General features: G+C 58.5%; 19 protein-coding genes, 1 tRNA gene and 3 pseudogenes. 11 read left to right on the forward strand and 12 right to left on the reverse strand.

Going from position 1 to position 22,479, the window contains the following annotated elements; genetic code table 11:
• Position 1: 1 nt before the first annotated feature.
• Entirely contained in the window at positions 2 to 988 is a 987-nt protein-coding gene (gene lipA, locus AB4N76_RS02205) for a lipoyl synthase (RefSeq protein WP_460164061.1), read from the forward strand.
• Between the two features lie 74 nt (positions 989 to 1,062).
• Here the strand turns inward: lipA and AB4N76_RS02210 are convergent.
• The 5 genes from AB4N76_RS02210 to AB4N76_RS02230 all read right to left on the reverse strand — a co-directional run bounded on the left by AB4N76_RS02210 (position 1,063) and on the right by AB4N76_RS02230 (position 5,535).
• A tRNA-Gln gene (locus AB4N76_RS02210) sits at positions 1,063 to 1,137 on the reverse strand.
• 133 nt (positions 1,138 to 1,270) lie between these two features.
• Positions 1,271 to 2,395 carry an agmatine deiminase family protein gene (locus AB4N76_RS02215; protein ID WP_460164062.1) on the reverse strand — a complete coding sequence of 375 codons (1,125 nt, stop codon included), beginning with the start codon at positions 2,393 to 2,395 and terminating at the stop codon, positions 1,271 to 1,273.
• Positions 2,396 to 2,464: 69 nt separating this feature from the next.
• Complete coding sequence (locus AB4N76_RS02220) at positions 2,465 to 3,568, reverse strand: extracellular solute-binding protein (RefSeq protein WP_046030486.1); 1,104 nt, start codon at positions 3,566 to 3,568, stop codon at positions 2,465 to 2,467.
• Position 3,569: 1 nt separating this feature from the next.
• Entirely contained in the window at positions 3,570 to 4,478 is a 909-nt protein-coding gene (gene aguB / locus AB4N76_RS02225) for an N-carbamoylputrescine amidase (RefSeq protein ID WP_046030489.1), read from the reverse strand.
• A 4-nt stretch (positions 4,479 to 4,482) separates the two neighbouring features.
• Positions 4,483 to 5,535 (reverse strand): agmatine deiminase family protein, encoded by a 1,053-nt coding sequence (locus tag AB4N76_RS02230; RefSeq protein ID WP_077431914.1) that lies wholly within the window; start codon positions 5,533 to 5,535, stop codon positions 4,483 to 4,485.
• Between the two features lie 132 nt (positions 5,536 to 5,667).
• Between AB4N76_RS02230 and AB4N76_RS02235 the strand changes: the two genes are divergently transcribed.
• Positions 5,668 to 6,528, forward strand: a complete 861-nt coding sequence (locus AB4N76_RS02235; RefSeq protein ID WP_460164063.1) for a LysR substrate-binding domain-containing protein — start codon at positions 5,668 to 5,670, stop codon at positions 6,526 to 6,528.
• Between the two features lie 51 nt (positions 6,529 to 6,579).
• Here the strand turns inward: AB4N76_RS02235 and AB4N76_RS02240 are convergent, their stop codons facing one another.
• The gene (locus tag AB4N76_RS02240; RefSeq protein ID WP_460164064.1) at positions 6,580 to 7,575 is read right to left on the reverse strand and encodes a metallophosphoesterase; all 996 of its coding nucleotides are present in this window, start codon (positions 7,573 to 7,575) and stop codon (positions 6,580 to 6,582) included.
• Positions 7,576 to 7,895: 320 nt separating this feature from the next.
• Between AB4N76_RS02240 and AB4N76_RS02245 the strand changes: the two genes are divergently transcribed.
• Entirely contained in the window at positions 7,896 to 8,555 is a 660-nt protein-coding gene (locus AB4N76_RS02245; RefSeq protein ID WP_046030499.1) for a MarC family protein, read from the forward strand.
• A 247-nt stretch (positions 8,556 to 8,802) separates the two neighbouring features.
• Here the strand turns inward: AB4N76_RS02245 and AB4N76_RS02250 are convergent, their stop codons facing one another.
• Positions 8,803 to 9,144: a YajG family lipoprotein gene (locus AB4N76_RS02250; RefSeq protein ID WP_046030500.1), complete on the reverse strand. Its 342-nt coding sequence runs from the start codon at positions 9,142 to 9,144 to the stop codon at positions 8,803 to 8,805.
• Between the two features lie 258 nt (positions 9,145 to 9,402).
• Between AB4N76_RS02250 and AB4N76_RS02255 the strand changes: the two genes are divergently transcribed.
• The 4 genes and pseudogenes from AB4N76_RS02255 to pcaG all read left to right on the forward strand — a co-directional run bounded on the left by AB4N76_RS02255 (position 9,403) and on the right by pcaG (position 12,143).
• Positions 9,403 to 9,666, forward strand: a complete 264-nt coding sequence (locus tag AB4N76_RS02255; RefSeq protein ID WP_046030602.1) for a hypothetical protein — start codon at positions 9,403 to 9,405, stop codon at positions 9,664 to 9,666.
• A 91-nt stretch (positions 9,667 to 9,757) separates the two neighbouring features.
• A pseudogene (pcaQ, locus tag AB4N76_RS02260) lies at positions 9,758 to 10,686 on the forward strand (pca operon transcription factor PcaQ).
• A gap of 122 nt (positions 10,687 to 10,808) precedes the next feature.
• Positions 10,809 to 11,528 carry a protocatechuate 3,4-dioxygenase subunit beta gene (pcaH, locus tag AB4N76_RS02265; protein WP_046030504.1) on the forward strand — a complete coding sequence of 240 codons (720 nt, stop codon included), beginning with the start codon at positions 10,809 to 10,811 and terminating at the stop codon, positions 11,526 to 11,528.
• Between the two features lie 12 nt (positions 11,529 to 11,540).
• Positions 11,541 to 12,143: a protocatechuate 3,4-dioxygenase subunit alpha gene (gene pcaG / locus AB4N76_RS02270; RefSeq protein WP_460164065.1), complete on the forward strand. Its 603-nt coding sequence runs from the start codon at positions 11,541 to 11,543 to the stop codon at positions 12,141 to 12,143.
• Positions 12,144 to 12,200: 57 nt separating this feature from the next.
• On the opposite strand, the gene AB4N76_RS02275 is transcribed toward pcaG, so the two are convergent.
• The gene (locus AB4N76_RS02275) at positions 12,201 to 13,592 is read right to left on the reverse strand and encodes an MFS transporter (protein WP_460164066.1); all 1,392 of its coding nucleotides are present in this window, start codon (positions 13,590 to 13,592) and stop codon (positions 12,201 to 12,203) included.
• A gap of 82 nt (positions 13,593 to 13,674) precedes the next feature.
• Positions 13,675 to 14,559: a LysR family transcriptional regulator gene (locus tag AB4N76_RS02280; protein WP_046030516.1), complete on the reverse strand. Its 885-nt coding sequence runs from the start codon at positions 14,557 to 14,559 to the stop codon at positions 13,675 to 13,677.
• A 166-nt stretch (positions 14,560 to 14,725) separates the two neighbouring features.
• Between AB4N76_RS02280 and AB4N76_RS02285 the strand changes: the two genes are divergently transcribed.
• From AB4N76_RS02285 to AB4N76_RS02295, 3 genes are all read left to right on the forward strand, one after another.
• A complete protein-coding gene (locus tag AB4N76_RS02285) occupies positions 14,726 to 16,081 on the forward strand; it encodes an MFS transporter (RefSeq protein ID WP_460164067.1) in 1,356 nt (451 codons plus the stop codon).
• A gap of 15 nt (positions 16,082 to 16,096) precedes the next feature.
• A complete protein-coding gene (locus AB4N76_RS02290; protein WP_046030519.1) occupies positions 16,097 to 16,537 on the forward strand; it encodes a type II 3-dehydroquinate dehydratase in 441 nt (146 codons plus the stop codon).
• A 146-nt stretch (positions 16,538 to 16,683) separates the two neighbouring features.
• Entirely contained in the window at positions 16,684 to 17,979 is a 1,296-nt protein-coding gene (locus AB4N76_RS02295) for an OprD family porin (protein ID WP_185752268.1), read from the forward strand.
• Positions 17,980 to 18,107: 128 nt separating this feature from the next.
• On the opposite strand, the gene AB4N76_RS02300 is transcribed toward AB4N76_RS02295, so the two are convergent.
• The 3 genes and pseudogenes from AB4N76_RS02300 to AB4N76_RS02310 form a co-directional block, all read right to left on the reverse strand.
• Entirely contained in the window at positions 18,108 to 18,371 is a 264-nt protein-coding gene (locus tag AB4N76_RS02300; RefSeq protein ID WP_052961888.1) for a hypothetical protein, read from the reverse strand.
• Positions 18,372 to 18,573: 202 nt separating this feature from the next.
• Positions 18,574 to 20,363, reverse strand: a pseudogene (locus AB4N76_RS02305) (SulP family inorganic anion transporter).
• Between the two features lie 77 nt (positions 20,364 to 20,440).
• Complete coding sequence (locus AB4N76_RS02310; protein WP_460164068.1) at positions 20,441 to 21,100, reverse strand: hypothetical protein; 660 nt, start codon at positions 21,098 to 21,100, stop codon at positions 20,441 to 20,443.
• A 502-nt stretch (positions 21,101 to 21,602) separates the two neighbouring features.
• Between AB4N76_RS02310 and AB4N76_RS02315 the strand changes: the two are divergent.
• Positions 21,603 to 22,476, forward strand: a pseudogene (locus AB4N76_RS02315) (TauD/TfdA dioxygenase family protein).
• Positions 22,477 to 22,479 lie beyond the last annotated feature (3 nt).

A 22,479-nucleotide genomic window follows, 5' to 3' on the forward strand; every position in this document is an offset into this window, starting at 1 on the left:
CATGAGTACAGTGATGGAACCAACCGGCACCGCCCCGGCAAAAATGCAAGTTGGCATCAAACTGCGCGGTGCGGAAAAGGTCGCGCGGATTCCGGTCAAGATTATCCCGACCGATGAACTCCCTCGCAAACCCGACTGGATCCGGGTGCGCATGCCGATTTCTCCCGAGGTCGACCGGATCAAGCAACTGCTGCGCAAACACAAGCTGCACAGCGTTTGCGAAGAAGCGTCCTGCCCGAACCTTGGCGAGTGTTTTTCCGGTGGCACGGCGACCTTCATGATCATGGGCGACATCTGCACCCGTCGGTGCCCGTTCTGCGATGTCGGCCACGGCCGGCCGAAACCGCTCGACGCCGATGAGCCGATGAGCCTCGCCGTGGCCATCGCCGACCTGCGCCTGAAGTACGTGGTCATCACTTCGGTGGACCGCGATGATCTGCGCGATGGCGGCGCCCAACACTTTGTCGATTGCCTGCGCGAAATCCGCAAATTGTCGCCGGGCGTGCAACTGGAAACCCTGGTCCCGGACTATCGCGGGCGCATGGACGTCGCGCTGGCGATCACCGCCACTGAGCCACCCGATGTGTTCAACCACAACCTAGAAACCGTGCCGCGCCTGTATAAAGCGGCGCGACCGGGTTCGGATTTCGAGTGGTCACTGGACCTGTTGCAGAAGTTCAAGGGTTTGGTTCCGTCCGTGCCGACCAAATCCGGCCTGATGCTGGGCCTCGGCGAAACCGACGAGGAAGTCATCGAGGTGATGCAGCGCATGCGCGAGCACGATGTCGACATGCTCACGCTCGGCCAGTACCTGCAACCGTCACGCAGTCACTTGCCAGTCCAGCGCTTCGTGCACCCGGACGTGTTTGCCTGGTTTGCCGAGGAAGGTGCGCGCATGGGTTTCAAGAACGTCGCGTCTGGCCCGTTGGTGCGCTCGTCTTACCATGCCGACCAACAAGTTCAAGGGACGAAGTCAGTTGAACGCTGAGGCGTATCGCCTGGAGAGAAAATCACAGGCATAAAAAAACGCCAGACCGGTCAGGTCTGGCGCTTCTTGAAATATGGCAGGGGCGGCTGGATTTGAACCAACGCATGGCAGGATCAAAACCTGCTGCCTTACCGCTTGGCGACGCCCCTGTAGCAATTGCTACGAACGGGCGGAAATTTATCAACTTTCCCGCCGCATGGGAAGCCCCCATAGAACATATTTTTGTTCTAAAACAGCCACTTAACATTAATCAAGTTTAGATACAACGGGCACGGCACCAGATCAAACCCGTGGCTGATGACTGGTCACACAGTGGATGCCGCCGCCACCGGCCGAGATTGCATCGATGTTGAGCTGTACCACCTCACGGTCCGGGTAGAGCTCGGACAACAGGTCGAAGGCCTTGGTATCGGCCGCTTTGTCGCCGAACTCAGGCGCAATGACCGCCCCGTTGATCACGAAGTAGTTGATGTAACCGGCGGCAAAATCCGGATTGTTTTTGTTGAACTTGCTTTTGCGCGGGTTCAGCGGCGGCGACACGGTGCGCACTTGCAACTTGCGGCCATCGGCGTCCGTGGCGTTTTTCAGAATGTCCAGGTGGGCCAATGTCACTTTGCGGTCGTAGGATTCGGGGTCGTTGTCGAGGTTGGCGATCACCACCCCCGGCTTGACGAAGCGCGCATAGAAATCGACATGGGCGTCGGTGATGTCCTTGCCTTTGATGCCCGGCAGCCAAATGATTTTGCGCAAGCCGAGGCGTTCCTTCAGCTCTTGCTCGACCTCGGCTTTGCTCCAGTCCGGGTTGCGATTGCTGTTGATCCAACTGCTTTCGGTCATGATCCCGGTGCCGTGACCGTCCACTTCGATACCACCGCCCTCGCCCACCAGTTCGCTACGCAGGTAGCTGGCCTTGGCGTTTTTGGCGACCAGCGCGGCCAGTTTCGCGTCCTTGGCATGCCGTTGTTTGTTGCCCCAGCCATTGAAGTTGAAGTCGACGGCGCCCAATCCGCCGTCCCCGTCGATGACGAAGTTGGCGCCGATGTCACGCATCCAGATATCGTCGAGCTCAGTGGTGACGTAGGTGACGCCCGACGTGCCGCAGTGCTCTTCGGCCAGTTCCCGCTCGCTGGCGCGGCAGAACACGGTCACCGGCTCGTAGTCGGCGACGGTGCGCGCGATCAGGCCAAGGGCCTCTTGCACGTCGGCGGTAAAGTCTTCCCAGATCGCCTCCTGTGCGCCAAAGGCAATGAACGCACGCTGATGTTTGTCGCCTTCGTCCGGCATGAACCATTGCCCCCCGGTGGCAGCGTGTGCTGACACCGGCGAGAGGCTGAACCCCATGGACGCAGCGGCGCCTATACCTGCGATTACTGATGCGTGTTTGATGAACTGGCGACGCGTCGACATGTGTGAATCCTTGAATAGCTGTTCGTTATTGCTGAAAGATTGAAGGCCGGCACCGGGTGCCGGCGAATGTCACTGGGCAGTGGCGGTCTTGAACTTGGTCCAGGTGCGCATGCGCGCGCGCATATCGGATTGGGGGATGTCCTTGCCCGGAATCAGCCGTTCATACGTGGCTTCATCGAGGTAAATGTCCGGGTTATTACGCATGGCCGCATCGACGCTCGGACGCGCCTTCGCGTTGGACGTAGGGTAGCCGGTGAAGTTGCTGATGGCGGCCATGTTCTCCGGGCGCATGACAAAGTTGATGAACGCGTAGGCGTACTCCGGGTGTTTGGCGTCGACCGGTATCGCCATGGTGTCCATCCACACCGTGGTGCCTTCACGGGGAACGCGATACTGGAAGGTGGTGTTCTTGCCGGCGCTGTCCGAGGTTCGTTGCGCCTGTGTCATGTCGCCGCTGTAGCCAAGCGACAGACACAGGTTGCCATTGACCAGATCAGTCACCGGTTGCGACTGGAACTTGCGAATGTGCGGTCGCAGTTTCATCAGCAAGTCACTGGCCGCAGCAAGGTCCTGAGGCTTGGCGCTACGGGGATCCTTGCCCAGGTAATTGAGCACCACCGCCAGCACTTCGTCCGGCGAATCGATCATCGAGATACCGCAATCGGCGAACCGTGCGGCCAGCTCCGGTTTGAACAGCATGTCCAGGCTGTTGACCGGTGCATCCGGCATGCGCTGCTTGATCTGCTCGGCGTTGTAGGTCAGGCCGATGGTGCCCCAGGTGTAGGGAACGGTGGCCTTGCTCGAATGCTCATAGTGCGAACGCAGCTTCTGCAAACCAGGTTCGACGTCATCCAGCGCGATGACTTTTGACTGATCCAGCGGTTGCAGGCTTCCGGCGCGCATCAAGCGTTCGGCGACGGTGTCGCCGGGGAAGATCAAGTCGTAACCACTACCGCCGGCGAGCATCTTGGCTTCCAGCGTTTCACTGCCGTCCATGACGTCGTAGATCACTTTGATCCCGGTTTCGGCGGTGAATCGGCTGAGCGTGTCCTCGGCAAAGTAATCGGCCCAGTTGTACAGCCGCAGGGTTTTCTCTTCGGCGTGCAGCGACGGAATCGCGCAGCACAGGGCCAGGCCCAGGGCGCCGAGCACGCGTTTGTTGGCGATTTGCATGTCAAACCCCTTGAGTATTCCAGCGTGCATTGAGGTGACGACCGTCCTGACTCAGCAGCGCCCCGTACATGTCCGGGCGGCGGTCGCGGTAAATGCCCCAGCTCAAGCGTTCTTCGCGCATCGCGGCCAGGTCCAGGTTGTGCACCAACACGCCCGTGCTGTCGCGGTCGGCTTCGGCGAGCATCTTGCCCTTGTGGTTACAGATAAAGGACGAACCGTAGAAGCTCATTTGCAGCTCGGGATCGGTGGTCGCCACTTCGCGGCCGACGCGGTTGGCAGCCACCACTGGCAGGATGTTGGCCGCCGCATGACCGCGCATGGTCATTTGCCAATGGTCCCGGGAATCCAGGGTCGTGCAGCCAGGCTCAGAGCCGATGGCGGTGGGAAACAGCAGGACTTCAGCGCCCATCAACGCCAGGCAACGCGCGGTCTCGGGAAACCACTGATCCCAGCAGATGCCCACGCCGAGGCGGCCGAACGCGGTGTCCCAGACACGGAAACCGGTATCGCCGGGACTGAAATATTCCTTCTCCTGATAACCGATGGCATTGGGAATGTGGGTCTTGCGATACACGCCCAGCAAGCGCCCGTCGGCATCGGCCACGCTCAACGAATTGAAGTACGCGTTGCCGGCCTTCTCGAACCAGCTCAGCGGCAACACCACACCCAACTCCTTGGCCAGCGCGGCGAAACGCTTGAGCACAGGACTGTCGCGATATTCTTCGGCCAGCGCCAAGTGTTTGTGGCTTTGTTCGATGCAAAAATACGGCGTGGCAAACAGCTCCTGCAGCAGGATGACCTGGGCGCCCTTGGCCGCCGCGTCGCGCACTAACTGCTCGGCCTGATCGAGGTTGTGTTGCAGGTTCCAGGTGCAAGGCATCTGGGTGGTGGCAATCGTCAAAAGTGTCATCAGATCAACCCTCCACTGGCCATGCCGGTTGCTGCTGGGTGATGCAATGCACCCCACCGCCGCCATGGGCCAGATGATTGATCCGCACCGGCACCACTTCCCGCCCGGGGAACGCCTGGCGCAATACGTCGGCCGCGACGTGGTCGGCATCGATGCCGTAGGCCGGCATGATGATCGCGCCGTTGGCGATGTAGAAATTGGTGTAGGAAGCGCAGAACACTTCAGCGTCGGTGTCGACGGCATCGGTGGCTTCATACAATTCGATCAGCTCGAACTTGCGCCCTTGGGCATCGGTTGCCAGCTCCAGCGCACGACGGTTTTCGCGGACCACTTCGGCATACACCGAGCCTTGATCGCGGGTGGCGTCGACCAGCAACACACCAGGGCGGGCAAATGCACAGACGCCATCGACATGGCCATCAGTCATGTCACCGGTCACATAGTCCGGATCGCCCGGCAGCCAGATGGTCTTCTTCACGCCCAGCAAACGCGTGAAGATCTCCTCCATGTCAGCCTTGCTCATAATCGGGTTGCGGTTAGGGTTGAGCAGCACCGACTCAGTGGTGATCAGCGTGCCCTCGCCGTCCACATGGATGGCCCCGCCTTCGTTGCTCAGCGGTGTGCCAAAGCACGGCAAGCCCAGATGATTGAGCGCGCGGCGCGCCAGGCTTTCGTCCAGATCATGCACCGACTTGCCGCCCCACGCGTTGAAGCGCCAGCTCACACCGGCCAGACCTTGTTGCGGATGGCAGACGAAACTCGGGCCGGAGTCGCGGCACCAACTGTCGTTTACCGCCAGGGCGATCAGTTCGATGCTGGGCCCGCACAAGGCTTTGGCACTGGTAATGGCGGATGGATCGACGACCATTTTCACCGGCTCGAAACGGGCAATGGCATTGGCTACACGGGCGAAGTCTTCTTGCACCAGTGCCAGCGTCACGCCCCAACCCGATTCCCAAAGTGCCTGGTTGTGCGGCCAGACCATCCAGGTCGCGGCGTGTCGAGCCCACTCAGCCGGCATCCACCAGCCACTGTTTCGAATTTCGTTCTGCTGCATGACAAGCACCTTTAAGTTAAGCCATTGTGTTCAACGAAAACTGCCTTGGCGGTCTTGGCATGCATGCTACGGCTGTAAAAATGGGCGAACAAACGATGGATTTAGTGGAAAACTGATTAGGAAACCTTATCGATGCTCAAGCACTGGCCCCCGCTCGGCACCCTTCGCGGCTTTGAAGCCGCCGCCCGTTTGGGCAGTTTTCACAAGGCGGCCGACGAGTTGCACCTCACTCAGTCGGCCATCAGTCAGCAGATCCGCAGCCTTGAGGCGTACCTGGAACAACCCCTGTTCTTTCGCAGCGGTCGCAGTGTCAGCCTGACCGATGCCGGCCACGATCTGCTCAGCACCACCCAGGCACTGCTGCAACAATTGGCCGTCGGCATTCGGCGTCTCGGGCAATACCAGAAGCCCAATCAACTGGTACTCAACACCACGCCGGCGTTCGCGCGTCATTGGCTGTTGCCACGCTTGGGGGACTTCCGCCGTCAGCATCCGGAGGTGGACCTGTGGATTTACAGCACCGATGAAGTCCCGGACATGACCACCCAGACCATCGACATCGCGGTGCGCGACGACATCAGCTCCCAGGCCGAATGCAGCTTCAAAGTGCTGCACGCCGACCGCCTCTTCCCGGCGTGCCACCCGAGCCAATTGGCGCTGGCGAACGAACAGCGCAGCACCCTGCATGGCGAGCGGGAAATGGACTGGAGCCATTGGGCGGTGGAAGCCGGGATCGATGTCGGCCAGCAAGATCAGGGGCTGAATTTCTCCGACCCCGGCCTGCTGCTGGACGCTGCCTGCGCGGGGCTTGGCATCGCCCTGGTCAGCCAGTTACTGAGCCGGCAGGCGTGCGCCGACGGGTTGTTGCAACCCTTGGTGGAACAAACCATTCGCGGCCCGAACTGGGCGTTGTTGACCCACCGTGACAGCGAGAGCAATGCGAAGAGTTTCAGTGAGTGGCTGGTGAGTCAGTTGGAGGGGGCAGATTCGTGACCGATACCACTGCGCTGGCGCCTCGTAAATGACTGGCGCCCCGGTTTTCCGTCATTGTGACGACTGCGCGATGCTCCCTTGCGACGCCCCGGGCAGTAAACAGCCCTTGGCCATCCATGGGCAGTCTCTGGCCCAGCGATAATCGGTTTCCAGATCACCGCGATCATTGTAATAAGCCAAACGCAGTTGACGGGCATTCAGGTCGAGTTTGGCAAACCCGGCCCGTGATGCGGCGAACGCACTGTCCGGCGCAGGTGTATTCAGGGCATAAAGTCTCTGCCCTCCCGCACCGGAGATGACCCACGCGGGCTCCCCGGCGCGCAGCAGTAATTGCTGATTGTGATCATGGCCTGACAAAAGCAGATCGACATTGTTGCGTTGCAAGGCCGGCAGAAGCCTGGCAACCAGATCCGACTCCTCGCCATGTTGCCCCTGATTGCGCACCGGGTGGTGGGACGCAGCGATCCGCCACACCGGACCCGGACCAGGTGCCTGGAATGCCTGATCGATCATGTCGATTTGCTGCTGCAAACTTTCACGCGGTGCCGACGTGTCGAGGAACACCATTCGCACCAAGGGGCGCCCGTCGACGTCACCGAAATCCTTGACGTAAAAGTTCGCCGGCATCTGCCAGCGGCCCGATCCCTTGTGCTGCTGTCCGTATTCGATCTCATACTGCTGCGACGCCGGGTAATCGTGATTGCCCAGCACCGCATAGAACGGCACATGACTGAGCCAATGGCCCCAATAGACACGCTCGAATCGGGTCTGCCAGTTGAGGTCGTGAGTGCTGGCTAACGGCTTGCCGTAGAAGTTGTCACCCAGAAACACCACCATGTTCAGTCGCCCCTCATTGGCGGCGACTCGCTCCATGGCCCGCCCCACCCGCCACTGCTGCAGGTTACCGCTGCCTTGATCGCCCACGGCGATCATCGATACCGACGCAGGGTCCAGCGCACTCAACGGAACATAAGGCGATGGGGGCGTATACAGCCAATCCCCCCCGGCGATCAGCAGAAGAACAATGGTGACGCCAGAGCAAATCACTACTTTCCTGAACACCGAACGTTTTGCAATAGAGGATGAAGTCGTGCGTTTCAATCGGTCACTCACTGGGTATCGGCAGGCGGGGAAGTCAGGTTCAACCTCCCCTTCAATAGATCACTCCAGTTGTTGGTACTTCGTTAAAAATTCGTACCGCATTCATTTTGAAGTCTGCTTTTGCGCCCTACCCCGCCTCCATTCGACGTTGCGCGCCTCTCGGAAGACCTCCCGTCCGCAAGTCCGGCTTTTTTTCGGCACCGTTCGAGGTGAGTTGCCTCCCGATCAGCTAGGGTGAATCGCAAGCCCCTTCTCAGGCAGCCCTCATGAACTCGTACCTCACGCTGTTCTTCGGAATGTTTACCACCCTCTTGGCGATCATCAATCCATTGGAGGCCATTCCTGTGTTCTTGGGGTTGCTACATGACAAGGACGCCGCCGAGTTGCGCCGAGTAGCGCGCAAAGCGTGCCTCTATGCACTGTTGTTGATGTTCTTTTTTCTGATTTTCGGCAACCTGCTGCTGCGTCTGTTCGAGGTGCCCCTGAGCATGATTCGGGTGGTCGGCGGGTTGATCCTGATGAAAATCGGCTTCGAGCTTTTCGCCCCCTCGCCCAACAGCAGCCTGATTCCCAGCAGCGTCAAGGGTGACCAGGACATTGCCTTCATCCCGATGGCCATGCCGATCATGTTTGGCCCCGGCGCCATCGCTACCGTTATTGGCTTGACCAGCACCATCAAGGACTCCAATCGCGCGGTGATGTCGTTCGCTGTCGTGGCCCTGGCCATCTGCGCCACGATGTTCACCACCTACCTGTCACTGGTCTACGCCAAGGGCATATTGAAAAAGATCGGCCCGCAAGGCATCGACGCCGCGACCCGCATCGTCGGTTTTTTTGTCTCGGCCATGGGCGTGGGCCTTATCTTCCACGGCACGGTGGAATTCCTCCAGTCGTACGGCGTGCTCCTCAATGCGGTGGCGAAGTAGGCACGTTCTTGGCGGTCGTTGATCTAATCCATAGCTTTCCCGCCCCGTCACGATCAAAACAGCCTTTAAGCGGTTCATCAAAAATCTTCAGCATTGAGTTCGGCCCAACAGACAATTGACTGGTTTGAACTCACCATGAGCATTCTCAGACAAAAAAAAGCCCCGCTACCGAATGCGGTGCGGGGCAAAGAATTGGTTGGTTGCGGCCAACCAAAGGAGCACGGTGAAAAGCGTTTACGAGTCAGGGTCAGATGCAATCCTGTGCAGCGCGTTGAAAACTCGAAGGCAGCAAGTTCGAAGCCAGCAGATGCCGCTCGTAGATGAACACCTTGCCGCCGTTCCCGGCCTTGTAGGCTTCCAGTACGTTATCCGTCGAGATTTTGCTCGGCACCACGATCCGGTAGCTGCGCTGGGTCTGCGAGACAGTCGGGGTCAACGCATTGCCCTGCAATTTCGGCACGACGCAGTCAGCGTATTGAGCTGGGGTCTTGCTGGTCTGCAAGGTCAGCGTCGGATCGTTCGGCGCCGACGCACAACCGGCGAGCAACAAAGAGGCAAACGCCATGACGGGTACGAATAAACGGCGCATCGGGCTCATCCTGAAAATAAAAGGTTCAGTTCATCCAGCAACGGAACAGCCTCAAGGGCGCCGCCATTGCCATCGGGTCAATGTCTCATCGCCTGAATTTCTTGAGCGGCGTGTTCGATGGACGCGATTTTCCGACTATTTCCGACAAATCAGAACTTGCGTTTCGTAATGGTCACTATTACTTCTAACAATAGTTGTGCGCCGGGCAGACGAATGCGCACTCAATCACAACTGGAAAAGATTGATGAGGATCTCTCCTTGAGAACTTTTGACCTGATTCGCGATGCCGTTTTGCCCGACTTCCGTGACCGGGTGGCCGACTACCTGATCCAGTACGAAAGCGTTCTGTTGGGCGAAAACGCGTCCGACCCGGAGCTTGTCCGAGACACCGCCCATCAGTTGCGCGGTTATTTACGCGGGTTGAACACCATGCGGGTGTTGGGCATGGCGGATTGGGAGGAGCTGGATCGCAGGGTGGTGAATACGTGGCTTCAGCAACTGGACAAACACGGGCTCGAATAGCGACATTAAAACAGCGCAGCTCCGTATAGCTGCTCTAACGCTTCGCATCCAGCACTAATGGGTGCCATACCAAGAAGGCAGAGCACCCCGATTGAACATCGATACCCGCATCAAATTCCGTCATCTGGTGTGTTTTCTCGAGGTGGCGCGCCAGGGCAGCCTCGCACGTGCTTGCGTCAAGTTGGCAATCAGCCAACCGGCACTGTCCAAGACGCTAAAGGAACTGGAAACCCTGCTGGAAGCCACACTGTTTGAACGGGGTAAAAAAGGCTCGACGCTGACCGAATCCGGCGTGGCTTTTTGCGATACGCAGGACCGAGTGTGCAATCGCTGCGCGAAGGGGTTAACAGTTTGCGCTCCGGTGTACATGAGCCCATTACCGTGCAGCTCGGCGTACTGTCCACTGTCGAAAGTCAGTTGGTGCCTGAAGTTGTCTGCCGTTTACACGACCGCCACCCCGCATTGGTGGTCAGTGTCGTGACCGGGCCAAGTGCCTATTTGCTGTCCCGACTGCGTGTCGGTGAACTGGATCTGGTGGTGGGCAGAATGACCGATAGCCCCTTTATTTCCGGGCTGGCGTTCGAACATCTCTACAGCGAGTCCATGACCCTGGTGGTTCGCACTGGCCATCCGGTGCTCGCCGATCCAGCAGGGCATCAAAACCTCGAACGCTATCCGCTGGTATTGCCGTCGGCGGGGACCACCATCCGCCAGTTCGCCGACAGTCTGTTTGTGCAACACGGGATAACGCCTTCACGCCAACGCCTGGAAACCTTGTCGATAGCCCTGAGCCGGCGCTACGTACAATGCAGTCAGGCCATCTGGGTCGCACCACTTGATGCGGTCAGGCAGGATTTGCGGCAAGGAGAGTTGGCGGAGCTGGATCTGGGGATGCGTGAGCCAGGCGGTTCCGTGGGGCTATGCACAAACCCTGCGTTGCCGGTGACACCCGCGGCGCAATGGTGCGTGGAGGCCTTGCGCGAGGTTGGCCAGGAATATCGTGACGGAGAATATCCATAACCATTTGGACATGGATAAGGTCGTTTTTTTCAATTTTGGGTTGGGCCGCATCAGCGGAAACTGGGTGTCGAGTCGCTGCCAACGCAGTCTCTGCCTCCAACCATAACAATAGGAAAAACGACATGTCTGATGCGCATGACAGCCGCTTCGTCATCCGTGACCGTAATTGGCATCCCAAAGCCCTGACACCGGACTACAAGACATCCATCCTGCGATCTCCCCGTCAGGCACTGGTGAGCATCCCCCAGTCATTATCCGAAACCAGCGGCCCGGATTTTTCCCATCTGAAGCTGGGTCAGCACGATAACGATCTGCTGTTGAACTTCAATCATGGTGGCCTGCCGATCGGAGAGCGAATCATCGTCGCAGGTCGAGTGTGTGATCAGTACGGCAAGCCAATCCCTCACACGTTGGTGGAGATGTGGCAGGCCAATGCCGGCGGCCGTTATCGGCATAAAAAAGACAGTTACCTGGCCCCCCTTGACCCGAATTTCGGCGGGGTTGGCCGAGCGTTGACGGACCGCGATGGCAACTACAGTTTCCGCACCGTCAAACCCGGCCCCTACCCATGGCGCAACGGCCCCAACGATTGGCGACCGGCCCATATCCACGTCTCCATCAGTGGCCCGTCAATTGCCACGCGTTTGATTACTCAGCTGTATTTCGAAGGTGATCCGCTCATCCCGATGTGCCCCATCGTCAAGTCGATTTCGAATCAGGAAGCGGTGCAGAGTTTGATCGCCAAGCTGGATATGAGCATGGCCAATCCAATGGATTGCCTGGCTTATCGTTTTGATATCGTCCTGCGCGGCCAGCGCAAGACCCACTTCGAAAACCGCTGAGGAGGCCTGCACATGCCCGTTCAACTTCTGCCTGAAACCCCGTCGCAAACGGCCGGCCCTTATGTCCATATCGGCTTGGCGCTGGAGGCTGCCGGTAACGCGCCGCGCGAACAGGAAATCTGGAACCACATGGCTAAACCTGACGCGCCAGGTGAGCACGTTTTATTGATGGGCCAGGTGTATGACGGCAACGGCCACCTGATTCGTGACGCGTTTCTGGAGTTCTGGCAGGCGAATCACGAAGGCGACTTCGACACGGCTTACGACCTGGAAAAACCCTTCAACTGTTTTGGCCGCACCGCCACGACAGATATCGGTGAATGGACGATCAAAACCATCAAGCCGGGCACGCTGAAAAATGCCTCAGGCGTTGCCATGGCCGCGCATATCAACGTGGCGCTGTTTGCCCGGGGTATCAACATCCACTTGCAGACCCGCCTGTACTTCGACGATGAACCCGAGGCGAATGCCGTGGACCCCGTATTGAATCTGATCGAACAACCCCATCGGCGCGAATCCCTGATTGCCAGGCGCTGTACCGTTGATGGCAAGTTGGCCTACCGCTTCGACATTCATGTGCAAGGCGAATCGGAAACGGTGTTCTTCGACTTCTAACGATGCAGGCACGGTGTTGAGATGCAAACGCTCAACACCGTGGGCATTTTCCCCTGTTCATGCTCGCTGCAACACCGACTCACCCGCCTTCGGTGGCAATCGCCGGTTGTCCAGCAAAGCAATCGCTGCAATCACCGCCACACACAGGAACGTCAGCTGAAAGTCGACCGTCTCTGCGTGGCCGTTATTGCCATGAATGCTCATCGCGAGCCGTAGCAGCAACGCGCCCGTGGCAACCCCCATCGCCATGCTCAGTTGGAAAAACATACTGAACAGGGTCGACGCATCGCTCATCTGCTCCTTTGGGACATCGGCAAAACCCAACGTGTTGAACGCGGTGAATTGCATGGACCGTGACAAGCCACCGACAAACAGAATGAACAAGACCAACGCCCAACTCATGCGCTCATCCAGCAACGCACAGGCCGCAATGGCCATTACGCCGAGGATGCCGTTGATCATCAGCACCGGGCGAAATCCGAAGCGTTGCATCACCCTCGTGGTGAACGGCTTCATGGCCAGATTGCCCGCAAAGACAGCCAACACCAGTAACCCCGCATCCAACGCAGAAAGACCGAAGGCCAGTTGAAACATCAGCGGCAGGAGAAACGGCAAGGTGCTGATGGCGATCCGAAAAATCGACCCGCCACATAGACAGACACTGAAGGTGCGGACTCCCAAGACATCCAGCGCCAGTAACGGTTGGTCCTGCCGACGCAGATGTCGCCAGGCTAAAACACCGAGCATCACGCCTGCGCAACCGAGTGACAGTGCCGGCCACACATTGGCACGGCTTTGCCCCAGCAGCTCGACGCCAAACAGCAGCGCGGCGCTGGCGCCAGCAACGAGCAGAAAACCACTGAAATCGAATGTCCGGGCAATGACAGGGTCTCGCTTGGGAATCAAGACGAGCGCGGCAATCATGGCCAACACGCCCAGCGGAAGATTGAGGTAGAAAATCCACGGCCAGGAAGCGTGGGTGACGATGAAACCACCTAACGGGGGACCGAGAACCGGAGCCACCAGACCGGGCCAGGTAATCACAGAGATAGCCCGCACGAGGTCTTTCTTCTCGGTCGTACGAAGCACTGCCAGGCGCCCGACCGGTACCATCATCGCTCCGCTGATTCCCTGCAGCACGCGCGCGGCGACAAAGGTTGGCAGGCTGTCACTCAACCCACACAGCAATGAAGACAGACAAAACAGCACGATCGCCGAACTGAATATAAAGCGTGAACCGAAGCGATCAGCCAGCCAGCCGCTGATGGGGATGAACACCGCAACCGCGAGCATATAGACGCTCATGCCAATGTTCACATCCACCGCCGGCACACCAAACGTCCTGGCCATGTCAGGCAGCGCGGTCGCGATCACGGTGGCGTCGAGATTCTCCATAAAGAACGTGACCGCTACCAACAGGGCAATCAACGTTGAGCGGCGTTGAGACATCGGTCATCCCGGATCAGCCAAGGCATTGGCCGACACTTTACTATCGAAAACGAATGAAAGTCGAAAGGCCCTTAGGGCAAGGTTACCCCCACCCATGAGCCTCCTCGATAAAATGCAGCACCGCACTGGAACGCTCGTCAATTCGGGAAATCAGCGACAGTTCACTGACCATTTCCGGCTGATCCAGCGGCACTATCCGTATACCAGGCATGGTTAACCGGGTCATGGTTTCCGGCACGATGCTCAGGCCGATGCCAGCTGCGACCAATCCAGGAATACTCATCAGCGACGGTACGTACATGATGTTTTTGGGATGCAGTTGATTTTGCCGGCAGGCCTGGAGTGTGTGAGACGTCAGGCCAATGCCGGCAACGTCCTGAAGAAATACGAACTTCTCGTGCCGCAATGTCGCGAGTTCACCGGTAAAATTTTCCGCCAGTTCATGGTTGTCCGGGATCAACAGAACGAGCCTGGACTGGCTGAAATGGTGGGTGCGCAACCGGTCGGGCAGGTGATCCTTGAACACCCTGGCAAAGGCCAGGTCGAGTTTATGATCGAGCAACATGTCGAACTGCATACGAATACCCGCATCCACCAGCGACACTTTGACCTCGGGAAACGAGCTGAAGTAATGGCGCAGCAGTTGCGGCAAATTGGCCTCGAACAACGCCGAGTGGTAACCGATGTTGATCTCGCCCACTTCTCCACGCCGGGCACGTCGCGCCGCTGCCGCCGCCAGTTCACTGGAATCGATGGATTGGCGCGCGTGAGGCAGAAACGCCTCGCCAGCAGCCGTCAACGTCACACCGCGATTTTCCCGGCGAAACAGTGCCAGGCCCAGTTCGGACTCAAGCGTGCGCATCAATTGGCTGAGTGCCGGTTGGGCAATGCCCAACTGCTCGGCAGCCCGGCTGAAGTGTTGCAGGTCGGCCGCCACGACAAAGGCTTTCAGGTGACGCAGTTCCATAAGGCTTATCCATAAGGCTGGCTTATTAATTTATCTGGATTTCGATAATTATTCTGCAAGCAGGATGCGCTAACGTCTACTCACTTCGACGCGTCCTGCCAAAGCCTTTGCCCGAGCAGGATCGTGTGGGTAATCCATAACCATAAAAACAATGACGAGCACCTCTATGAGCACGACCAGTAACGAGACTCATGATTTGCGCATGCCTCGCAAAGCAGTGACCGCCGCGACCATTGGCACCGCCCTGGAATGGTTTGACTTCACGCTGTATGGCGCGGTGTCGGCGACCATTTTGCCCAAGTTGTTCTTCCCGGCCATGGAGCCGACCGCGGGGCTGCTGGCTTCGCTGGCGACGTTCGGCGTTGGCCTGGCAGCGCGGCCACTGGGTGCCATCACCTGCGGTTACCTGGGTGACAAACTCGGTCGACGCAACCTGATGCTGGCTACAGTGACCATGATGGGGTTGGCGTCGGTATTGATGGGCCTGTTGCCTACTTATGGCCAGGTGGGTATCTGGGCGCCGATCCTGCTGGTGCTGCTGCGGATCATTCAAGGCTTCGCGTTGGGCGGTGAGTCCACCGGGGCGCAACTGATGGCCCTGGAGCACGCATCCCCCGAACGCCGAGGGCGTTATTCCGGCATGCTCGGGTTGTGTTCACCGCTCAGCCAGATATTGGCCAACGGCGTGTTGATGGGCCTGGCAGCGACGCTTTCAAGTGAGCAGTTTGAAAGTTTTGGCTGGCGAATCCCCTTCTTGCTGAGTTTCGTACTGGTGGTGGTCGCGATTTTCATCCGGTTGAAGGTCGATGAAACCCCGGCGTTCGTGGCTCTGAAAAAGACGCCAGCGAAGAAAGAAAAAAGCCCGCTCAAATCCGCACTGGGCAGCCACTACAAAACCATCCTGCGCTTGATGCTGTTTTTCTGCTCGCCCGCTGCGCTGTTCTATTTGATCGTGATTTTTTCCCTGAGCTACCTGACCAAGCATCTGGGCATGAGCCAATCGATGGGCTTCATGTCCCTCATGGTCGCCAACGTCTGCGCGATTTTCGGTGCGCTAGCCGGTGGTTATCTGTCGGATCGCTGGGGCCGTAAAAAGGCGCTGGCCCTGGGCTCGTGCATGACCTTGCTGATCCTGTTCGTCTACTTCCCGATCCTCAACACGCAAAACGTCACCGCGATCATGGCGATCATGGGTCTGTTTTTGGGCTTTACCCAGTTCCAGAGCGGCATCCAGCCGGTGGCATTCGCCGAAGCATTCCCGACCCAGGTCCGTTACTCCGGCTCCGCCCTGGCCTACACCGGCGCCAACCTGGTGATCGGTGGCCCGATGCCGATGATCGCGGTCTGGCTGATGAGCCAGTCGAACAACTCGCCGTGGCCATTGGTGACGCTGTGCGCCGTGATCAACCTGATCTCGCTGGCAATGATCGTCATCGGCCCTGAAACCCGCGGCGTCGACCTCAATGCCGTCGCCGCATCAGACGCTGTCGATACCACTTCTGCCGTCATTCTTTCCAAATAACGCACCAGGACGACCATGAACCGCACCGTCTTCATCCTTAACGGCCCTAACTTGAACTTGCTGGGTCGTCGTGAGCCGCACATTTACGGGCACACCACGCTCGATCAAATCCGGCAACGTACAGAAATGCTGGCCGAGGAACTTGGCCTGGTATGCGACTTTCGCCAGACCAACCACGAGGGCGTAATGGTCGACTGGATTCAGGAGGCCTTCGAGCAAGGCGCGGCCTTGATCATCAACCCGGCCGGCTTTTCGTTTCACTCGATTCCGGTGCTGGACGCCCTGAAGTTGATCGACGCACCACTGATTGAACTGCACCTGTCGAACATCCATGCACGGGACGAACTGCATCGCCACTCAATCATGTCTGGCGTAGTGAACGCGGTGATTTGCGGCATGGGTGCGGACGGTTATCCCCTCGCACTCCGCGCCATTAATGACCTGCTGCGTCGCTAGTTGCCCACGACCCGACACACCTGATCGCTAGACGCTTACACGGCGGCCTCCCGGCTGATGGTTGCCAGGGCCGCCTGCGCCTGAAATTCAGGTGTGGGCCACAAAAACCGCCAAAAAAAATAATAATTCACTGCGAGAAAACCACCATGCGCCACACTATTTTTCGCTGCAACGTACCTGCTCATTACTCATTGATCAGCCTGACCCTGGCACTCAGCGCCGGCTCGGCAGCAGTCGTTCATGCCGACGAAAATAGCGGTTTTGTCGAGGGTGCTACCGCTACCCTCAATCTGCGCAACGCCTACATCAATCGCAACTTCGTCAATCCCGCCTACCCAAACAGGGCCGCGCCACAGAACAAAGCCGAGGAGTGGACGCAAAACTTTATCCTCGATGCCCGCTCCGGCTATACCCAAGGCCCCATAGGGTTCGGTGTCGATGTACTGGGGCTTTATTCGCAAAAGCTCGACGGGGGCAAAGGCACGGGCGGCACGCAGCTTCTGCCTATCCATGATGATGGGCGCCCCGCTGACAACTTTGGACGCCTGGGCGTTGCCGCCAAGGCCAAGGTCTCAAAAACGGTGGTCAAAGTCGGCGAATGGGTCAGTACGCTGCCCATCCTGCGTTCGGATGATGGCCGTTCCTTGCCGCAAACCTTTCGTGGCGCTCAGATCACCTCCCAGGAAATCGGCGGGCTGGCGTTGTATGGCGGTCAAATCAGGCAAAACAGCCCGCGCAACGACGCCAGCATGGAAGACATGTCCATGAACGGCAAAGCGGCGTTCACTTCCAACCGTTTTAACTTCGGCGGCGGTGAATACACCTTCAACGACAAGCGCACTACGGTTGGGCTCTGGTACGACGAACTCAAGGACATCTATCAGCAACAATACTTCAGCCTCAATCACAGCCAACCTGTGGGTGACTGGACACTGGGCGCCAATCTGGGCTTTTTCACCGGCAAGGAAAACGGGGCCAGCCTGGCCGGGGACATGGACAACAAAACAATGTTTGGCCTGTTATCTGCAAAGCTGGGAGGCAGTACGTTTTATGTAGGCTTGCAAAAACTGACCGGAGATACCGCGTGGATGCGAGTCAATGGTGCCAGTGGCGGCACGCTGGCGAACGACAGTTACAACTCCAGCTACGATAACGCCCAAGAGCATTCCTGGCAGGTTCGTCACGATTTCAATTTCGCCACCGTCGGCATCCCCGGACTCACCATGATGAATCGTTATTTGAGTGGCGATAACGTGCACACGGGTGCTTTCACCGATGGCAAGGAATGGGGTCGGGAGTCGGAACTGGCCTATGTCATTCAGTCTGGAGCCTTGAAAAACCTGAGCGTCAAATGGCGAAATTCCAGTATCCGGAAAAGTTTCAGCACCAATGAATTTGACGAAAACCGGCTCTTTGTCAGCTACCCGATATCGTTGTTGTAAGGCGACTCACATAAACGCGCTGCAACTGACCGTTTTGGCAAGCCAAACCCGCCAAGAGCAGCCGTTTCAGGTGCAAAGATAAATCCATCCCTGATAAATCCCGATGAAAACGGGATTTATCTCAGCCATCAATATTTGATGTCTCGAGCCGTGCGGCGCGTGTCCTGTTTGCTGCTGCGCTTGTCCTGGCGACAGTTTGCATTGCTCTTGTCATTGTCCTTGCGGCAATCATATTTGGTTTGCCGTGCATCGGAGCGCCCTGTCTGCCTGGTATCCCGCGCTTCGCGCCGTTGCTCTCCCTGTTCAGTTGCGTACGCGGGCGCCGACACCCACTGCACACCAGCGGCGACGACCAGTGTCGCCAGGGCCATCAAGCAGTGCTTGCGAATCATGATGTTCCTCCAATTCAAAAACACTCGGTCGTCTCGCTCGCCAATCAGTCCGCTCGCCGAGGATGTCCAGGGGAAAGTCTTCTTGCATCCTTCATTCTCAACCACCCAACCGGTGTAGCACCTGAAATCCGACGATAGGACCACTTAGACCGTCCCGCAAGGCGAGACGGTCGTTGATAGCCGCCAAAATCAAGCGTTACGCTCAGTGTTCCTCGCCCTCGCGGACGACCCAATCCACCGCATACGTCGCCAGGTAGCTGTTGACGGCAGTGCCTATCGTGGGGAAAAACGCGGTGGCGCCAAACTGCGTGAAAATCCCGAATCGCTTCAGTTTGTCCTGGACCGGGTCTTTCATCTCGGCAAAACACAACTCGATGCTCGCGTTGCGCAAGGTTTCGTCCAATTCCGCCAACATATCGGCAGACGTCACGTCCACACTGGTCATCGGTTCTGCCGCAATGACAATCCAGCGCACCGGCGTCGGCGACGTCGCCACCGCGTCCAGCACCCGTTCATTGAACAACTCGGCGTTGGCGAAAAACAAAGGCGCATCCCAGCGGAACAAGACCAGGCCGGGGATGAGTCGCGCATCGGGAAAGCGCGTGATGTCATGGTAGCCCTGAACCTCATCGGCACGCCCCAGCACGGCTGAGTACGGGCGCCAGGCGTCCCACAGGAATTCAATCACCGCGAGCAGGATGGCCAGGCCGATACCCTCAATGGCGCCGAACACAGCAACGCCGACGGTGCAGGCGATGGACAGCCAGAACTCCCAGGGCTGAATGCGGTAGATACGGCGCAGGTCAGCGACCTCGATCAAGCCGATGGCCGATGCAATCACCACCGCGGCCAGCGCGCTGTTGGGCAAGTCCTGCAACAGGTTCGGCGCCACCATCAGCAGCAAGGCCACAGCCAGCGCTCCGACGACCCCGGATAATTGGGTTTTAGCGCCGGCGGCCTCGGCTACGGGTGTGCGTGACGAACTGCTGCTGATGGGAAAGCCCTGGAAAAACCCCGCCGCCAGATTGGCAACGCCGAGCCCGACCATCTCCTGGTTCGGGTCAACGTAGTACGCGAGCGCGCCGCATAGACGCGCGACAGCACGCTAGTGTCAGCAAACGAAACCATCGCCACGGCAAAGCCACCGATCACGATCGGGACTATATCGGCCTGGGTGATCCAGGGAATGGCAAACGCCGGCATGCCTTGTGGAAGCGTGCCGAGGACCGATTACGCCGTATTTCGTGCCAAGCTCCAGCACACCGACCACGATGGTTGCGCCGGCCACGGCGATCAAAATACCCGGAATGCGTTTGTGCCCCTTGAGCAACAGGATCACCACCAACGTGGCGACGCCGACCGCGAACGTGATCCAGTTGCTTTTTCCTCCATCACCCCGGAGGCGATCGCCCACAGGTTCCTCAGAGGCCCGGCGGACTCGATCTTGAAACCGAAGACTTTCGGCAGTTGGCTGATCAATACGGTCAGTGCGATACCGTTCATGTACCCGTAGCGGATCGGTTTGGAGAGCAGCTCCGTGATGAAGCCCAGGCGCGCTATGCCCGCCAGGATACAGACCAGCCCCGACACAATCGCCATCATTCCCGCCAGGGCGACGGCCCGATACGGGTCGCCGCCCGACAGCGGCAGGATGACAGCAAGGATGACCGCGGCCAGCGAGGAATCCGGTCCCAGCACCAGAATCCGGCTGGGGCCGAACAACGCATAGGCGAGCAGTGGAATGATCGTCGCGTAGAGGCCATAGATGCCCGGGACGCCCGAGGCCACAGCGTAAGCAATACCCACCGGCACCAGCATGGTGGTCAGCACGAGCCCGGCGACGATGTCATTTCGCAGCCAGGCTATTTGATAGTGGCGCAGCGTGTTCAGCCCCGGCAGCCAGCGGATCCAGGCGCTCTGATTGGCGCCTGCTTCCCGACGGGCAATACGACCCGGTTCCGGGGTGGAAGGTGAAGAGTTCGAATCGCTCATAGAACTGTAACCCCTTGGTGTACAGCACAATTTGGCTTAGTGGGCAGCCGCGGATTGGCCGTGCCCGCCTCTCGTCTTCATCCGCCGAGTGCGATGATCGCAGCGATCAGCAATGCGCCAGTGACCGCCAGCGCAATCCCGCCTTGCCACGGCTTTGCGCCTGCGTACCGCGCCAATATCCAACCCGCGATGAACAGCACCACGAGCCCGATCAAATTGGATAAACGAACGGCGAGCGCCGTCTGTTCGAGTAACAGGAAAGGTATGACGAGTGGAAAGGTCGATAACACCACCAGCAGAAAAACGCCCAATGCCCCCTTGAAATCTTCCCAGCCGAGGCCCGACTGCACTGTCGTGGCCGGGTACTCGACCAGGCGGCTGCGTAACAATTCAAGGGTCTCTGTCTTGGCGGCTGCCGCCACGTGCGACGGTAATGCCCCCGCCACCAGCGCCTGCCCGGTGGCCGCGTCCGCCCTGGCGAGTTTTTCGAATAACGTGCTTTTGCGCGTGCGGTCGACCAATGCCCTGAGTAGATACATCACCCCGTCGGCGAGCCCCCAGGCAAGATTGCAACCGAGCGCGGCGAACATCATCGTACGTTCGGCCTCCTGGCCCGAGGTCGCCACGCTGATCGTCCCCGTGAACGTCATCGCCATGAGCAGGCCGAAGATCACCTCGGTGACGCGGTCGACGGGGTCGAGAATCCGCGCCCGCTTCTGTTCTACGGGGGTTGGCATACGTCCTTCCTCGCTGAAAAGTACCTGCGGGGTGCAAACTTCCTGGGCCAGAGCACCACGCGTTCGGGCGGAGCTCCTTTCGATTTCACTTCATTGTAGTGACAAAAATAATTGTCGCCGCCATCGTGCGCGAATCTCCAATGGCGGCATGCTTGCCTGATATCGATCAGTCAAGAAACGACACCCTGCGTAGCAGAATGCAACTACACCGTGCGCCCTCCATTGCACTATTGTTCGATGTCCTCTCTGCCAGTGTCCCAACATGCGAAGAAACTGTCCCGCCAAGCCCATGGCATTCCGCCCGCACTACCTACTATAGGACCGGTACCTCTGCCCCGCTGGCAGGGGCCAGTTACTTATGCCGGATGCACACATTTGCGCACCGCTGTACAAGCCCGGATTGGAGACAACAATGACAACAGTCGCCACAACCCAAGACACTCCTTCACCACTTCCCCACTCGGCACCCGCCATTATTCGGTCGTCAGTGCGTCAGCATTCGATCAAGGTGGAGATTTGCTCCCCCGCCATCGGTGCCGAACTGAGCAACATCAACCTGGCCGACGCTACCCGGGATCCCGAACTGATCGCACAAATCCGGGCGCTGTGGTTGAAGCACAAAGTGCTGTTCTTTCGCGATCAGGACATTTCTCCCCTGGAGCAACAGCACTTCGCAGCGCAATTCGGCGAACTGGAAGGTCATCCCCTGGCGCCGAGCCATCCGGAGGCGGACAAGCTGCTGATGCTTTATCGCAACCTTGACCCGAACAAGCCCAAGAGCTTTGTCGAAAAGGCCAGCCGAGAAAACCTCTGGCACACGGATGTCACCTTCAAGCCAGCGCCGCCTCGCGGAGCGATATTGCGCTGCGAGCAGGGCCCTGAATCCGGCGGCGACACCCTGTTCTCCAACATGGTCATGGCTTACGAAAACCTGCCCGAAGCGGTCAAACAACGGATCGAAGGTCTGTACGCAAAGCACAGTGCCGAGCATTCCTTTGGTGCCCAGTTGCCACGTGAACAACGTCACGCCATGGCCGTGAAGAATCCCGCTGCTGAACATCCTGTGGTGCTTGTTCATCCCGAAACAGGCGAAAAAGGTGCTGTTCGTCAACTCCGCGTTCACCACCCATTTCTCGAATTTCTTCAACTTCGAGGATATCCGCTACGGCCAGGACTTCATGCCCGAGGCTCATCACCTGATGAACTACCTGACGTCGCAGGCCGCGATTCCCGAGTACCAGGTACGTCTGAAGTGGCGAACCAACACGATTGCCATGTGGGACAACTTGCAAGTCCAGCATTACGCAGTTGCTGACTACGGCAATGCGCCAAGAAAGATGCTACGCGCGACTCTCGCGGGCACCCCGCTCACCTGATCC

This window comes from Pseudomonas sp. S2_F03, from assembly GCF_054668335.1.